Here is a 15,571-nt window from a genome sequence, read left to right as displayed (position 1 = left end):
GTTTGCATTCACACTTTATAAGCTAGTTAAAAGCCTGGTTTGATACTTCTGATTGAATAATTTGCAGAGATGCTTATTGAATTATCGAACTAGAGAATGTGAAGCGTTCAACAGGACAGTTACTGAAATCTTCAATTTTTGCGTCAATTTTTTCGCAGAGATGCTGAATTAGAATCATGCTTGCTTGTGGATGCTACCAGTTTAGTAAGACAAGTATCTAGTGAAACAGCGATCGTCTCTACTAATGTAGATTGTGTTATTAAAGTGCATACATAATACGATTTTTCTATAAATATGCCTAGAATATCTGCAATTAAACTCTTGTTTTACAAGAATTTAAGACTTCAAAATATGGGCATTGTCAGAAAAAATTGGTATTAAGCATGATTCTTCTTAACCATTTGAACTCAAACAAACAATTGCCATGAAGAAAATGAATAACCATAGTACCGTTCAAGAAAAGCAAACAGTTGAAAATATTAACTATCAAAATAATCAAGTTCTTGAAGATAGCGAACTCACCAACAATTCAAAGCAATTAACACCACCTTCAGAGGATACACCATTACTACTTTCGTTAATTTTTTTCATAATAATCCCGAAAGAGTAAGAAAAGTTTTAGGAAAATATTCTTTGGGACGATCGGCAACATCAGCAGATATTCATCCTACTTGTTGGGGCCCTAAATTTCTTTTTAATCAGGGTTTTGATAGCTGGAGAGACACGCCAAAATATAACAGGACTTACGCAAGTGTCACAATTGGTGGTTGGTGCGTGACGCTACAAGTCTCATGACTACGTTGTGTTTATCAAGCTATGAATCATCTTTCAATTTTACATCTAGGTAGTCAGTTTGCTGATATGGAACACTTACAACAATACTTACAGCAGATTGTAGCTTAATGAGGTACAGATGATTTTAAGGACACAAAAGTGCTGCGCCCTACATCTGTACTTCATTTACCCGAAAAACGCTGTATCCGCTCTATGAGATGAAGTAGATATTAATGGTAACTCTCATTCTCAAGCCTTCTTTTTTGGTTGATAACACTTGACATATTGCACAATAATCTATCTATTAATGAACTATGCAACCTGATTTTACAAGCAACAAAAATCCTCTTCACGATTACAATCTTTATATCATTATTAGTGTTACCATGATTGCGATTATGGGTGGGCCAAGTATCGCACCTATACTTCCAGATTTAGCTAAAGTTTTTCATGTCTCATCCACGGAAATTCAACTAGTAATGACCGTCTTTTTTCTACCCATCGGTATTGCTACTCCCATTTTAGGCATACTAGCCGATCGCGTAGGGATAAAAAAAATCTTAGTTCCTTCTTTGTTGCTGTTTGCTGTTGCAGGAGGATGTAGTTCCTTTGCCCATAATTTTCAAAGTTTACTTGAGTGGCGATTTATACAAGGTTTAGGTGTTACTAGCTTAAATTTTCTAGCCCTCTCTATGATGAGTATGATGTATCGGGGCAAAGCCTTGACCACGGCAATGTCTTTAAACGTCAGTATGATTGGCATGAGTACAGCGATTTACCCAGTTATTGGTGGGGCATTAGCAGGTTTTAGTTGGCGATATCCATTTTTACTAGCAGTTAGCGCCTTTCCATTAATAATGTTGATTTTAATGGTACTCAAGCTTCCCAAAAAACCCATCCCTAGCCAAAAGAGCGGTCTCAAAATTTATCTACAAAATACTTGGCACAGTATTAACAATCGTACAGTGCTAGGACTGCTGTTGGTACTAGGTTCCATATTTGCAATTCAATCTGGAGCCTTTATGACTTACATCCCAATCCTCGCAGGAGTTAATTTTGGTACTTCGGGATTAATCATCGGCTTGATTTTAGCCAGTATGTCAGTATCCCTAGCGGTGGTTGCTTCGCAGTTGGGAAGGTTAGTGCAGGGAACATCGGAAATAACTCTCATTAAAGTAGCTTTTGTGATTATTGCGATCGCTCTGTTGATTATTCCGGCAATTCATAATCCCTGGTTGCTCATTGTTCCTAGTACTTTATTTGGTGTGGCTGAAGCTTTAGCAATACCTTGTAGCCAAATATTATTAGCAGGATTAGCGGTAGACAATACGCGATCTGGATTTATGGCGGTCAATGCTACGGTACAAGCAGTGGGTCAAGCAATAGGGCCGGTAATTGCAGGAATATCTTTTGGGTTATGGGGTATGTATGGTGTCTTTTGGGTAACTGCTGGTATTTCTCTGGCTACATTAGCCTTGTTTAGTTTTCTGCTAACTCCCAAACGCTAGTCACAAATAACTGATCTAATCGACAAAATTCCTTGTCATTTAACATCGAACCACCAAGATGTAGCGCTAATAATTCCAAGAGTGAGCGTAAGTCTTGGCAGGCAGTTATACGATAACGGTGCAATTTCACTCTCCACCTTTGAAAGTAAGGGTTTGGCATTGGAAACCGCTCAGAAGAAAAGAAACGAAGCGAAAGCTGTTCTAAAACGAATTGACGCAACACAAAAAAAGCAAATTAGCGAAGCACAAACAGTTCTTAATCGAATTGTCGCTACGGGAAACAACCAAATTAGCGAAGCCAAAGCTACGTTAGAAAAAATAGCCGAAGTTCGTCCTGTAGATGTGCAAGTATCAGAAGCCGAAGTCACAGATGCCATTGCAGCAGTAAATCAGGCAAAAGAAAAACTCAAACAAGTTTATGTGCGATCGCCTCAAGATGGTGAAGTGCTAGAAATATATACACGTCCTGGAGAAGTAATTTCAAATAATGGCATTGTCGAGATTGGACAAACCAGTCAGATGTATGCAGTTGCAGAGGTTTACCAAACTGATATTAGTAAAGTGCGACCGGGACAAAAAGTTAAAGTTATCAGTGATTCTTTACCAAATCAACTATATGGAAATGTGGATTGGATTAGCTCAAAGGTACGTAAGCAGAATCTAGTCAATACAGATCCTAGCCAGAATATTGATGCCAAAGTGGTTGAAGTGTACATCAGGCTAAATAAACCTTCTAGCGAAATAGCATCTAAGTTTAGTAATTTGCAAATCGAAGTGGAAATTGAATTATGATTGGCTTTATTCAACAGCTACAGCGACGAACACCTTTAGGATGGCTACAACTAAGATATGAAAAAAGTCGGTTATTAGTAGCAATATCTGGTATTGCTTTTGCTGATGTTCTTATGTTTATGCAGTTGGGTTTCCAATCAGCATTAGCGCGTGCGCTAGTAAGTCATCCCAAAATTCTGTTAGCGGACGAACCCACGGCTGCTTTAGATAGTAAGTCGGGTAGAGATGTAGTTAACCTAATGCAGAAATTAGCAAAAGAACAAAGTTGTACTATTGTTTTAGTTACTCATGACAACCGTATTCTTGACATTGCCGATCGCATTATAAATATGGAAGATGGTAGTTTAGCGGCAACAAGTTGAAGCTTACCAAGTTTTTATCTCTGTTTTGTCATTTTCTAAGTTTAGCTGATTTCAAACTTTGATTTTCAATTAACCAAATCTACTGGCTGCTTAACTGGTAACAGCATTTGCATTAACTGCACCAACGAAATAGAACGTTGTTCTTGAACAAAAACTAAGGGTACGAGTGCAAGCATCCGTAGTAAGCCGGAGAGAACAAATAGCCCCAGCAAACCACCAATAGCAGGAAAAGTTGCTAAAAAGCTACCGAATGTGATGCCTATTGCTCCTGTTATACCAGCAACTGCGCCGGCGATCGCAAAATAACCAGACTGATAACGTATGGGTGCTATACCCATCATCATATTATTAGTACACAAATCGATCGCTGCCCAAGTTCCACCCGCTAAGATGTGTAGCAAGGGTAAGTAAACCCAGAAGGAAATTTGATTGCTTCCCACCGCCAGCCACAACAGAGGAGTCACAGCTACTAAGACACCTACTAATATTAGTAGCGGACGATTACCGATGCGATCGGCCAATTTACCCCACAAAAGCAGCATTAACATATTTGCCGCCGTACCTAAGCCATGATAAATCGTCACCACACTAATATCTATACTCAGATTATCTAGCAGATAGAGGTTAAAGAAGGGGGCGCTGACATTCACCGCAAAGCACCAAATGCTCAAGTAAAGTACAAACTTTAAAAAATTAGTATCTTTGAGCAAGCTAAAATCTATACCTTGGGGTTGGGTTGTTTCGGAATCCTCAGTTTTCAACACCTGGGGATTAACATCAGTCATCCAAATTTGGCAACTTACACTGATTATTCCCAGTATAATTCCTACAACCAGAATTGCGCCGTAACCTTCAAGCGTTCCACCAGGCCAAACCGATACCACCAAACCTAAAAGTGGCACAGCAACAAAATTAGTCAAGCCAAGAATACTGCTACGAAAACCAAAATACCGTCCCCTTAATTTTTGCGGTACTAACACAGCCGTCCAACCCAGCCAAGGCGCACGACCCAAAGCTTCAATAATATTACCTATTAAGAGAATTGCTAATGTTAACTGTACTACCTGCTGTCCAGCTATATGAGATGATCTCACTAGCCAAATTGCTGGTACAAGAATCAACCACAACAACCGAGGTGGGAGGAAAATAGATACACTATACTGGCGAAAGCTCAGGCTGCGGTTTATTAGATAAGCGCCTAAAGGTTGAAGTAAATTCACCACTTGCGGAATAGCCGCCAGCAAACCAATTTCTACTGGGCCAGCACCTAACTCTAGCAAGAAATTACTGAGTAATGCGCCGCCAATAACACTATAAAAAATGGTAGCGAAAACACTCTCAAAAGTTAATACCTTGAGACTATGGCGAATATCTGATTTAGAAATGATTGTCAGAAACCTTTTCGGACTAGGAGAAATGATTGTTTCTGTTAATGCTCTATCCTCATAAATCTCTTGAATAGGGATAGGAGGGAGAGTAGTTGATTCCAGTGGAATGACATCTTCTTGATTTGGCAGCATACGGTTTACTCAATATCTAAAATTTCCATATTCATGACAATTTTCTTCATTAATACTAATTGCAATTAATGAAATAGTTGAGAATATAAGGGCTGAAAGGCTACATTTACCTACTTATCTCAATTAATAATTCATAGCAAGCTTCACTATACACTATGGTTTAGTTAAAAATGTTATATAAACAAACTTTTATATGGCAAACTTATGTGATTTTTGAAAAAAGCTCGTATCGTTGAATTAGTGGGCATTGTCCACCAAAATCTACGTCTTTTTCAAAAGTCAAATAGAAATGCTCTGTCAATCAAAATCATGTTTTCATTGACATTTATCTTTGCTTATAAAATTTATTAGTAACATTATCATGATAGATAATATCATCAAAATAAAATCAGATTTTTGGTCAAAAAACTGACATATTTTTCCTAATTCTCTCTGAGGTATTAAAAATCTGGAAATTTCAGAGGCTTATCAGGCGAGATAGCTGATAAATCTACCTTTCGATAACTTATATGTGACTATTTGTATAAGCCTTAAGTAGATGATTCAGGGAGAAATTTCTATCAGCAGGTTATCATTGCACACTCTACTAAGTGTGGCACGATCGCAGTACGGCTAAAAAAGGTATTTATGCAGACAGAAGTTAACAGTATATACGCAGATGGAAAAATATTTTGTCTTTGCTTTTTGTCTGGACTAATATATCTGACTGTCCCCACAAAATGGATTATTTATTTTGAGAAATACTTGATAAATCACACAAAGATGTGATGAAAATTTTTCTTCCCAGTCCCCAGTCCCCAGTCCCGTTAATAAAAGCTTAAGCATTGCTCAAAATGAGAATCGCTCCTTGGGCAATGCTCTAAGCTAGTTGGGTATGTAGATTTGGCTGACTCAAGTTCTATTATGGACAACCGATGTTTGCGATCGCGCTGGGTTTTTGTATAACTTACTGTACGAGTTGTATATTTTGTCTGCAAATGGGCAAACTAATACAGTAGTTTATTGGTATTATCATGATCAAGCGATCGCTCCAAGCATCTGCTGAGGGTATAAAAAAGGCAAAGCAAGCTTTTAAGCGTAAGGGATGGACGCAAGAATATCTAGCGGCGGAAGTGGGTTTAGAAACACGTCAGTCTATCTGGAAATTTTTTACGGGTAAACCTATTGACCGTCATGTTTTCAACGATATTTGCTCTGCGCTAGAATTAGACACTTCAGAAATTTCTCAACAGCCTGCTGAAGTTAGTTTATGTTTAGAGCGTTATGAGTCTAACTCACTAGATATTGATGATTTGGTGCAGAAACTGCGTTCTATTCATCACGATAGAATTCAAGCTCAATGTGGTATATTACACCTTTTAGATATTGCTCGACCCATCTACCTCAATGATATTTATATTGATATCAATGTTTGCGAGGAAATTTCTCGTAAGCAATGGTTAGAAATTAATGATTTACAAAAGCCAATTACCCCAAAATGTCAAAAACCAATTCCAGGTTTAGAAGCTATTACAAAATATGCCAAAATGATTTTATTGGGTAAACCAGGTTCAGGTAAAACTACATTTTTACAATCAGTTGCGCTGAGTTGCGCTCAAGGAGCCTTTCAACCAGATTATGTACCAATTTTTATCAATGTCAAAAGCTTTGCTGAAGATGTTAAGGAGTCTCGCCAGATTAGTTTATTTCAATATATACATAATTATTTGCTGAATTTGGGAATTTCCGAAACAGATATGAGTACATTATTGTCTCATGGCAGAGCGTTAGTTTTGATAGATGGTTTAGATGAAGCCATAGGAGAGAATTACGACAAGACTCTGAATAAAATTCGTATTTTTATTAACAAATTTTATAAAAATAAAATAGTTATTAGTTGTCGTTCAGCTTTATATTGTGCTAATTTTCATGGGTTTACTGAAGTAGAAATTGCTGATTTAAATCCAGTACAAATTGCTGAGTTTGTCAATAAGTGGTTCTTGTCGGTTGCTAAAAATTCTCCAGTTACTTCGCAAATATTGACAAAAACAATCATGCAGAAACTGGATTTACCGGAAAATTCCCATATCTTAGAATTATCTAATAACCCACTTTTATTAAATTTTTGTTGTTTAGTGTTTCAGTCATATACAGATTTTCCTAGCCATCATTTTGAAATTTATAAGCAAGCATTAGATTTACTACTTGTGCGTTGGTATGAAGTCAAAGGTATTGAATATAGCCAGGTGGTTCCTAACTTATCCTTGTTAGATAAAATTAAGCTACTTAGTCGGATAGCAGCAAGTAGTTTTTCTCAGGGAGATTACTTGATCAGACAAACTAGGCTCCAGCAAATTATCACTGATTATTTACTCCATCAAAAAAATATAACGACTGATACAGATGCTTTGGAAATGCAGAGTAGAGAAGTTATTAAAATAATTGAATTGCAACATGGGTTATTAATTGAAAGAGCAAAAGGCATCTATTCTTTTTCTTATGTAATATTTCAAGAGTATTTTACGGCTAAAGAAATTGTGGCTAACGCCAATAGTCAAAAGCTGCAAGAGTTAGCTGTTAATTTGTGTGATAAACGTTGGCGTAATGTACTTTTACTATCTGTATGGATGCTCAAGCCAGCAGATGAATTATTAAAATTAATCAAACAAAAAATTGATAATCTGGCTATCAGCAATATTAAGTTATATCATTTTCTGCAATGGGTAGAACGCAAATCTTCTCAAGTAAGTTCTATCTATCAGGGTAGTAGTGTGCGTGCTTTTTATTTTACTATTGCTTTACCTCCAGAACATCCTCTAGCTTGTAATCAAGATTTAGCTATTACTTTAGAGCATCAGTTTACTGGTAGTTTGTCTATGGAATTAGCTCTAGATTTGGTTTTGACTCATGCACTAACTGTAAGTTTGACAATGACGGCTGATATTTTCTATGCTAGGTTATCCACCTTAAATTTAGCTCTGGATGTAAAACATTTGTTAGTGCAAGAAATCCCTTTACATACATCATTACAACATCTCAAACATCAGTTACCTGCTACTACCGAAGGGAGAGAAGGTTTAAAAAATTGGTGGTTAGCTAATGGAAAAGCTTGGACGGAAGAGTTACGAAATTTGATGATTAATGCTCGTCAAATTGGCTTGAATTGGCAGTTTAATCAGCAAGATTTACAAGATTTACAACAGTATTGGGATGCTAATAAGTTACTAATAGATTGTCTTAATTGTACAAGGGATGTTTCCCCTAGCTTACGTTCTCATCTAGAGACAAGTTTGTTTTTAGCTAGAGGGGTTGAATGAGATAGTCAAAAAATTCTTGTGGAACATCTTAACTCTGTGACTCTGCACCTCTGTGGTTGAATAAATTATTTTGAGCGCAAAAGCACAGAGGAGACGTGTTGAGCAAAGTCTCCGTAACACAGAGAAAAAATAAATTTAAATAATACTTTTTTAGGATTTATTTTATGTATAAAAAATAATCCATATTCTACATAACACGGTATATCTGCTTTAATTTGTCATACATTGAAACATGAGCAGAATTATATTAGGTTACATTAAGCACTGATAAGTTTGCTCTGTAACGCTACTTTGTCAAAACTTTAAATGCGATCGCAGCAAAATACAGACAAAATTCTGGTAAGGTGAAAGGCATAGATGCAAACTACTCTACTACTAGTGAATTTACTTGCTTGATCGTGATTCTGTTAGAGGTGTTTTTGCTTGATCATGCCCCTCAATGTTTCATGGTTATTATTTCTCTGTTAAGACTTGAATGCTAAATTTTAGTTAATTTTGAGGAATACTCAAAGCAAATGAAATTAGATGTTCCCTTGGTTTCAGTTATCATACCTGCCTATAATGCAGAAAAGTTTATAGGTAGAACATTACAGTCGGTTTTATCTCAAACTTACAGCAATATCGAAGTTGTAGTTGTTGATGATGGTTCTCAAGATAAAACGACTGAGATAGTCGAATCTATCGCTAAGGTAGACAATCGTGTAAAATTATTCCAGCAGCCGAATCAAGGAGTTGCGATCGCCCGTAATTTAGCAATAGAAAAATCTGTAGGAGAATATATTGCGCCAATTGATGCTGACGATATTTGGTATGAGCAAAAACTAGAAAAACAAGTGCAATGTCTAGCAAATGCTGATTCATCTGTAGGATTAGTTTATGCTTGGTCTGCTTTAATTGATGAAAATGACGCGATTATTGGCAAATATAATTCTTGGTATTATTCCCACATACATAGTGTAGAGGGAGAGGTGTACAAACATCTGTTGTACACAAATTTTATCGGTAATGCTAGTGTACCATTGATTCGTCGCGTTTGTTTTGACAAAGTGGGCGGTTTTAATAGTGAACTAAAAAGTCAGAATGCACAAGGATGTGAAGATTGGGATATTTATTTACGCATTGCTGAACATTATCAATTCTCAGTGGTACGAGAATTTTTAATAGGCTATCGTCAGGTCAGTGGTAGTATGTCTAGGTCATATATATCGATGGCAAAGTCCTATAATTTAATGATGCTCGATTTTCGCGGCAAACATCCAGAAATACCTGATTATATATTTCATTGGTCTGCTAGTTATTTTCGCTACTATTTAGCATTGCAAAGTCTCAAATGTGAGGATTATTGGCAGACTCTAATTTGGCTGTATAAAGCAGTGAGGCTAGATTTTCTCTTGCTTTGGCATACAGGAGTATATAAGTGTATTTTGCAGATGCTGATGCAAATAGTCAAGAAAATAATTAACAGCGATTCTCTGTCTCTATCGCCTTTAAATGATAATTCAAACTATCATCAGCAGACTGATGTCAGTCAAATTAAAATCCAAGATAAAAAGCCAAGCCCTTGGAAAATATATGATATCATCTTGTCTCAAAGATGGTCTGGTTTGGCACAGAATTAGGATTAATTGATATCAATAATTATCTTGAGCCTAGCTCTTTTAAACTAGAAAAAATGAAAAAAAAGAATATATATACAAATATATTAGCGATTTTAAGGCTTTATCCTTGGTCAATTCCTGTAATTGTTAGTCTGGGGACATTATCATCTTTTTTTGAAGGAATTGGCATTAGCTTGTTTATTCCTTTGCTGCAAAGTTTAGATGGTTCATCTTTAACCACAGGTAACAACAGTTTTTTAGTAGGTGTTCTCAATCACATATTTGTTAATGTTTCTCCTAATAATCGCCTGATAATTATTGCTATTTCTATTGTCGCCAGTATTTCTATCAAAAACTTGTTGATTTATGGTAATAGTATTTTATTTGCTTGGTTTAATTCGCGTATCGGTCACGACCTGCGCTCAAGAATTTTTCATCAGCTTTTAAGCATTAGTTACAGTTTTTTAGAAGGTAATGAATCAGGTAAACTGATGAATACCTTGGCTTCTGAAACTTGGCGGACTGGTCAGGCTTTATCGGCATTTGTCAGCCTCATTATTAATTGTTGTACAATCTCAGTATTTACAATTTTGTTGTTATTACTTTCTTGGCAATTAACTGTATTAGTGGCTATTTTGATGGCATTAATATCTATTACTATTCAGCTAGTTACAAGGCGAGTAAAGTATTTAGGACAACAAGCAGTGGAAAGTAATTCTGCTCTTGCAAACCGAATGTGGGAAGGGTTAGCGGGAATGAAGGTAATTCGCGCTTTTGGACGGGAAGATTATGAGCAGGAACGTTTCGATAGAGCTTCTAAAAATGTACGTTATACATTCTTCAAACTTGATGCTCTCTCCGCCAGTGTTAACCCGATTTCTGAGGTTTTATCGGCAATTTTATTAGTATGTATTTTAGTTATTACATTACTACAAGATAGAACTTCTTTACCAAGATTATTAACCTTTATTTTCATTCTCTACCGCTTACAGCCGCAGGTCAAACAACTAGATGCGGCAAAAGTCAATTTAATTGCTTTGTCTAGTGCGGTAGATGATGTGATATCTCTATTAGATGATAGTGATAAACCTTATATTCGTTCTGGTAATATTCACTTCCAAAAATTAAAGCAAGGCATATATTTTGAATCTGTAAGTTTTGCTTACAATGCTACAGAAAAGCCTGCTGTTCAAGATATTTCTATTGTCATACCTCAAGGTAAAACCACAGCTATAGTAGGGCCTTCTGGTGCGGGTAAGTCTACAATCATTGGGTTGATATGTCGATTTTATAATTTAGAAATAGGAGAAATCTACGTTGACGATTATCCACTTAAGGAACTAAATTTGCATGACTGGCGTAATCAAATTGCTATTGTCAGTCAAGATGTGCATATGTTTAGTACAACGGTATGGGAAAATATCGCCTATGGTCGTTTGGGAGTAACAGAAGCAGAGGTTATAGAAGCAGCTAAACTGGCAAATGCTCACCAATTTATCAGCGAATTACCTCAAGGATATGATACCAAAGTCGGCGATCGCGGTGTGCGTCTCTCAGGAGGGCAAAGACAACGCATCGCGCTTGCACGCGCTATAGTCCGCAACCCGGAAATTCTCATTCTCGATGAAGCCACAAATGCGCTTGATAGTATTTCTGAACATTTAATTCAAGAAGCGCTGAATACCCTCAGTGACAATCGTACCGTAATTGTGATTGCCCATCGCCTAGCCACCATCGAGCAAGCAGACAAAATTATTGTGCTGAACGCAGGAAGAGTTATTGAACAAGGTAAATTACCAGATTTACTCAAGTTAAATGGATTATTTGCCCAACTTTATAATTTGCAACACCGCAATGCTCATATATAAAATGTAATTAATAAATAGCTATGCCCTATAGGATTAAAGAAATAGAATTAACACAACCTTTGCCTAGCATCTCCCTATCTCCAGATAATACAGGTATTGCATTGATTGTGCGCCGCCAGGATAAGCCTGTGGGATTTGTCTTGCAAGAATTTCCTGTGAACAGTTTGGTTTCTAGCGAAGAAATAGCCCAATTAATTGCCAAAGAAATTGGTAGTAAGCTGATTCAAGAATATCTCCAAGAAGAATTAAGTCCAATTGTTAATCATACTCCCTTCCCCTCACTAACTATTGCTATTTGTACGAAAGACCGACCGGAAAATTTAGCGCGGTGTTTGCAATCTTTACAGGAATTAGTCAAACAAGGTTCAGGGTTAGAAGTCTTAGTTATAGATAATGCTCCTGCTGACGATCGCACTCAAAAATTGGTCGCATCATTACCTTGGGTACGTTATGTAACAGAACCAAAACCAGGACTAGATTTTGCGAGAAATAAAGCTCTACATTCAGCAAATGGGGAAATTCTCGCCTTCCTTGATGATGATGTAGTTGTTGATAGAAGATGGTTAACAGGATTGATGACAGCATGGCGAGAAAATCCTGATGCTGCGGCTTTTACGGGGTTAGTATTACCTTACGAATTAGAAACTCAAGCGCAAATCTTATTTGAACAAAGAGGCGGATTTCGACGTGGATTTAAAAAGATTCGCTACGGTCAAATTTTGCCTGGAAATCCCCTCCATCCCTGTGGCGCGGGGATATTTGGTGCAGGATGTAATATGACATTTCGGCGAGACATCTTATTAAAAATTGGCGGATTTGATGAGGCGTTAGATACTGGTGCGCCTTTACCTGGTGGCGGAGATTTGGACATTTTTTATCGGGTAATTCGTGCAGGTTATACCCTAGTTTATGAGCCGGAATATTTAATCTACCATCAACATCGGCGGGAGTATGAGAAACTGCATCGTCAATACTGGACTTGGGGATTAGGATTCATGGCTTTTGTGATGAAAGCTTATCAAACTGATCCGCCTCAACGTTCTAAATTACGCAGTCTGATATTGTGGTGGGTGAAGGATCAACTCAAGCAATTAAGAGATAGCTTGCGGGGAAAACACCCATTACCAGCAAACATGATTCTGGCAGAAATGTGGGGTGGAGTTGTGGGATTTTTTGGGGAATATCCACGTTCTATCAAACGAATTGAAACTATTCGGAGGCAATTTTCATGAGTAATTTTGCTCCTTGGAAAATACTACATATTGACTTGAGTGAAGATATCCCAGAATTAACTCCTGAACCTCAATATCAAGGGATATATGCTGTATTTTGGTGGCGGGGTATCCCCCTTGGCGATCGCGAAATTTTCCCTTCCCAGTTACCCCTCAGCGCTAGCGCATTGCGGAACCTCGCTATAGAGACTATCACACCAACTGTAGGCGATCGCTTACTCGCAAATGGGTTCAAAGCACCTTTACCCGTGGTTCATCCTGATCCCGCCTGGGATAAACCACCAGAATTTGCAGCTTTGTTGGCTTTACAGCAACCCCTCCAGCAACTTCAACAAATCAACAACCAACCAATAAATAACTCTATATCGGTAATAATTTGTACCCGCAACCGAGCAGAATCACTGGCGCGATGTTTGCGATCGCTACTCAATTTAACTCAACCACCACAACAAATTATCGTCGTTGATAATGCACCAAAAGACGCAACCACCCGTGAGATAGTTGCACAAATACCCCAAGTACAGTACGTCTTAGAACCAAAACCAGGACTAAGCATAGCGCGGAATACAGGTATTCGTCATGCAACTGGAGAGATTATTGCTTTCACAGATGATGATGTAGAAGTTCATCCAGACTGGTGTGTGCGTTTACAGCAAGCTTTTATCAATCCTCAAGTCCTAGCTGTTACCGGACTGATGCTTCCGGCGGAACTGGAAACAGAAGCGCAATATATCTTCCATCAAGGTTCAGGAAGTTCAGGCTGGGAATACCGCGCCATCAACTATGATATGCGGTTTTTTGCAAATATGCAGCATCGGGGTGTTCCGGTGTGGCGCATTGGCGCAGGTGCAAACATGGCTTTTCGCCGTCAAACATTTGAATTAGTCGGGTACTTCGATGAACGACTAGGCGCAGGCGCATCTGGATGTAGTGAAGATTCAGAAATGTGGTATAGAATCCTAGCTGGAGGTGGGATTTGTCGCTATGAACCACAGTCTGTAATTTTTCACTACCATCGCCGTGACATCGATGCTTTTAAATCCCAAGCTTATCAATATATGCGTGGTCATGTAGCAGCGCTATTAGTACAGTTTGCTAACTACAAACATTGGGGAAATTTGCGGCGTTTGTGTGTGACTTTGCCTCAATATTATGTAGCAGCAATTTTGCGATCGCTCAAACATGGTTCTTCCCTACGCTCTAGTTCTATTTTGACAGAAATACTTGGTTGTCTATCAGGAATTAAGTTTTACATCAACCACAGGAAAAAACCAGCTTGGACAGAAGTGGAAAAGCTAACGCCACTCACCCCTCAACTCCCTTCTCTCGCAGGAAAGGGGGAGAAATCAAAGCCTCTTTCCTCGTAGGCGAGTCAGTATTAGATTTTTGGCATCATGCAAAATAATCACTTTACAGATACATCTGGGTGCTTGAATATGGTTACTTTATCTACAAAAACCCATCATTTTAAACAACCTTTAAAGGAATTTTTAGCTAGCAATCCTTTTCCCGAACCGCTAACTCTGGGATTTTTTTATCGAGAAAAGATGCGTGCTATTCATCATATCGCCCCCGACCAAGAATTACCAAAAATTCTCGAAGTAGGTGGTGGACAAAGTGGATTAACATCTCTACTTTATCCCCAAGCAAAAATCACGAACATAGACTTCAATCCCGAATACGCCAAAGCACCTTGTAATCAACAAGAACAAGTCAGCTTTGTCTGTGGTGATGCAACAGATTTACCCTTTGCAGATGCGTCCTTTGATGCAGTAACAATGTTCGATTTATTAGAACACGTACCAGATGATCAAAAAGCTATATCAGAAGCGTTAAGAGTGTTACGTCCCCAGGGATTTTTATTAATTAGTACCCCCAATGAAAATTGGCGCTTTCCCTACTACAAATTTATGCAATCTATCTGTCCTAGTGAAGCCGAAGTCATGGCAGAATGGGGTCATGTCAGACGCGGTTACACCTTAGCAGAACTCCAAGATTTAATTAACTTACCTTATAAGAAATCTGCTACATTTATCAACCCGTTAACTGTGCTAAATCATGATGTAGCCTTTTCTAAATTATCCCATCGTCAACGGCGAATTTTGTGTAAATTGCTCAGTCCATTGACCTGGGTTAGTTATTACCTACACCAGCCACAAAGATTAGGAACAGAAACAGCTTCACTTTGGCAAAAGGAATGACATCACATACCATAGCCCTGTTACATTGGGGCGATTTAATTATAATATGAATATGAATATGAATGAATATATCCGCGATCGCACTCTGATCCAAACTTATTTATCAGCTGCGGATATCTACACTCTCCCTTCCCGCCACGAAGGTTTCCCCGTAGTAGCTACTGATGCCACTGGTATCCCAGACATCTTACAGAATCAGCAATTATCCGGTGGTCTGATTGTCTCCCGTGAAGATAGCACTGCCTTAGCTCAAGCCCTTGGTTCCATTTTAGATAACCAACCTTGGGAAGATGAACTGGATAAAAAAGCCCGCGATCGCGCTGAAAAAGCCTTTTCTCTAAAAGCCATCGGTCAGCAATTACGGGAGTTTTTACTGATAAATAAAAGCTAAATTTTTTCCATGCAAATTGATTCTAGTAA

The 15,571-nt window shown here is 38.0% G+C and carries 12 protein-coding genes and 1 pseudogene; 12 read left to right on the top strand and 1 reads right to left on the bottom strand.

The window, feature by feature from the left end; translation table 11 throughout:
- Nucleotides 1-138: 138 nt before the first annotated feature.
- The 5 genes and pseudogenes from H6G83_RS13650 to H6G83_RS13630 all read left to right on the top strand — a co-directional run.
- The gene (locus tag H6G83_RS13650) at nt 139-276 is read left to right on the top strand and encodes a hypothetical protein (protein WP_190472819.1); all 138 of its coding nucleotides are present in this window, start codon (nt 139-141) and stop codon (nt 274-276) included.
- Between the two features lie 157 nt (nt 277-433).
- Nucleotides 434-610, top strand: a complete 177-nt coding sequence (locus H6G83_RS13645) for a hypothetical protein (protein WP_190472817.1) — start codon at nt 434-436, stop codon at nt 608-610.
- A 478-nt stretch (nt 611-1,088) separates the two neighbouring features.
- Nucleotides 1,089-2,282, top strand: coding sequence for an MFS transporter (locus H6G83_RS13640; protein WP_190472814.1), 1,194 nt, complete (start codon nt 1,089-1,091; stop codon nt 2,280-2,282).
- Between the two features lie 81 nt (nt 2,283-2,363).
- A complete protein-coding gene (locus tag H6G83_RS13635; protein ID WP_313936043.1) occupies nt 2,364-3,074 on the top strand; it encodes an efflux RND transporter periplasmic adaptor subunit in 711 nt (236 codons plus the stop codon).
- A gap of 140 nt (nt 3,075-3,214) precedes the next feature.
- A pseudogene (locus H6G83_RS13630) lies at nt 3,215-3,436 on the top strand (ABC transporter ATP-binding protein); the annotation flags it as partial.
- Between the two features lie 65 nt (nt 3,437-3,501).
- Here the strand turns inward: H6G83_RS13630 and H6G83_RS13625 are convergent.
- Nucleotides 3,502-4,956 carry an MFS transporter gene (locus H6G83_RS13625; RefSeq protein ID WP_190472809.1) on the bottom strand — a complete coding sequence of 485 codons (1,455 nt, stop codon included), beginning with the start codon at nt 4,954-4,956 and terminating at the stop codon, nt 3,502-3,504.
- A gap of 1,013 nt (nt 4,957-5,969) precedes the next feature.
- Here H6G83_RS13625 and H6G83_RS13620 point away from each other — a divergent pair.
- From H6G83_RS13620 to H6G83_RS13590, 7 genes are all read left to right on the top strand, one after another.
- On the top strand, nt 5,970-8,252 hold the full coding sequence (locus tag H6G83_RS13620) for an NACHT domain-containing protein (protein WP_190472807.1): 2,283 nt from the start codon (nt 5,970-5,972) through the stop codon (nt 8,250-8,252).
- A gap of 515 nt (nt 8,253-8,767) precedes the next feature.
- Nucleotides 8,768-9,871, top strand: coding sequence for a glycosyltransferase family 2 protein (locus H6G83_RS13615; protein WP_190472804.1), 1,104 nt, complete (start codon nt 8,768-8,770; stop codon nt 9,869-9,871).
- A 53-nt stretch (nt 9,872-9,924) separates the two neighbouring features.
- A complete protein-coding gene (locus H6G83_RS13610) occupies nt 9,925-11,718 on the top strand; it encodes an ABC transporter ATP-binding protein (protein WP_190473028.1) in 1,794 nt (597 codons plus the stop codon).
- Nucleotides 11,719-11,738: 20 nt separating this feature from the next.
- Nucleotides 11,739-12,950: a glycosyltransferase family 2 protein gene (locus tag H6G83_RS13605; protein ID WP_190472800.1), complete on the top strand. Its 1,212-nt coding sequence runs from the start codon at nt 11,739-11,741 to the stop codon at nt 12,948-12,950.
- Complete coding sequence (locus tag H6G83_RS13600) at nt 12,947-14,317, top strand: glycosyltransferase family 2 protein (RefSeq protein WP_190472797.1); 1,371 nt, start codon at nt 12,947-12,949, stop codon at nt 14,315-14,317. The genes H6G83_RS13605 and H6G83_RS13600 overlap by 4 nt, the downstream gene beginning before the upstream one ends.
- Before the next feature lie 69 nt (nt 14,318-14,386).
- On the top strand, nt 14,387-15,151 hold the full coding sequence (locus H6G83_RS13595) for a class I SAM-dependent methyltransferase (RefSeq protein WP_190472794.1): 765 nt from the start codon (nt 14,387-14,389) through the stop codon (nt 15,149-15,151).
- 52 nt (nt 15,152-15,203) lie between these two features.
- Nucleotides 15,204-15,542, top strand: a complete 339-nt coding sequence (locus tag H6G83_RS13590) for a glycosyltransferase (protein WP_242044582.1) — start codon at nt 15,204-15,206, stop codon at nt 15,540-15,542.
- The last annotated feature ends 29 nt before the right edge of the window (nt 15,543-15,571 follow it).

Origin of the sequence: Anabaena azotica FACHB-119, from assembly GCF_014697625.1 — a bacterium.
Taxonomy (GTDB): Bacteria; Cyanobacteriota; Cyanobacteriia; order Cyanobacteriales; family Nostocaceae; genus Trichormus; species Trichormus azoticus_A.
The sequence above is the reverse complement of the archived record's forward strand: the minus strand, read 5'-3'. Positions and strand labels throughout refer to the sequence as shown.

What these genes read in the sequence shown, in the direction of transcription:
- H6G83_RS13645 (WP_190472817.1), top strand. Translation starts at nt 434, where the DNA reads ATGAATAACCATAGTACCGTTCAAGAAAAGCAAACAGTTGAAAATATT.
- H6G83_RS13640 (WP_190472814.1), top strand. Translation starts at nt 1,089, where the DNA reads ATGCAACCTGATTTTACAAGCAACAAAAATCCTCTTCACGATTACAAT.
- H6G83_RS13625 (WP_190472809.1), bottom strand. Translation starts at nt 4,956, where the DNA reads ATGCTGCCAAATCAAGAAGATGTCATTCCACTGGAATCAACTACTCTC.
- H6G83_RS13620 (WP_190472807.1), top strand. Translation starts at nt 5,970, where the DNA reads ATGATCAAGCGATCGCTCCAAGCATCTGCTGAGGGTATAAAAAAGGCA.
- H6G83_RS13615 (WP_190472804.1), top strand. Translation starts at nt 8,768, where the DNA reads ATGAAATTAGATGTTCCCTTGGTTTCAGTTATCATACCTGCCTATAAT.
- H6G83_RS13610 (WP_190473028.1), top strand. Translation starts at nt 9,925, where the DNA reads ATGAAAAAAAAGAATATATATACAAATATATTAGCGATTTTAAGGCTT.
- H6G83_RS13605 (WP_190472800.1), top strand. Translation starts at nt 11,739, where the DNA reads ATGCCCTATAGGATTAAAGAAATAGAATTAACACAACCTTTGCCTAGC.
- H6G83_RS13600 (WP_190472797.1), top strand. Translation starts at nt 12,947, where the DNA reads ATGAGTAATTTTGCTCCTTGGAAAATACTACATATTGACTTGAGTGAA.
- H6G83_RS13595 (WP_190472794.1), top strand. Translation starts at nt 14,387, where the DNA reads ATGGTTACTTTATCTACAAAAACCCATCATTTTAAACAACCTTTAAAG.
- H6G83_RS13590 (WP_242044582.1), top strand. Translation starts at nt 15,204, where the DNA reads ATGAATATGAATGAATATATCCGCGATCGCACTCTGATCCAAACTTAT.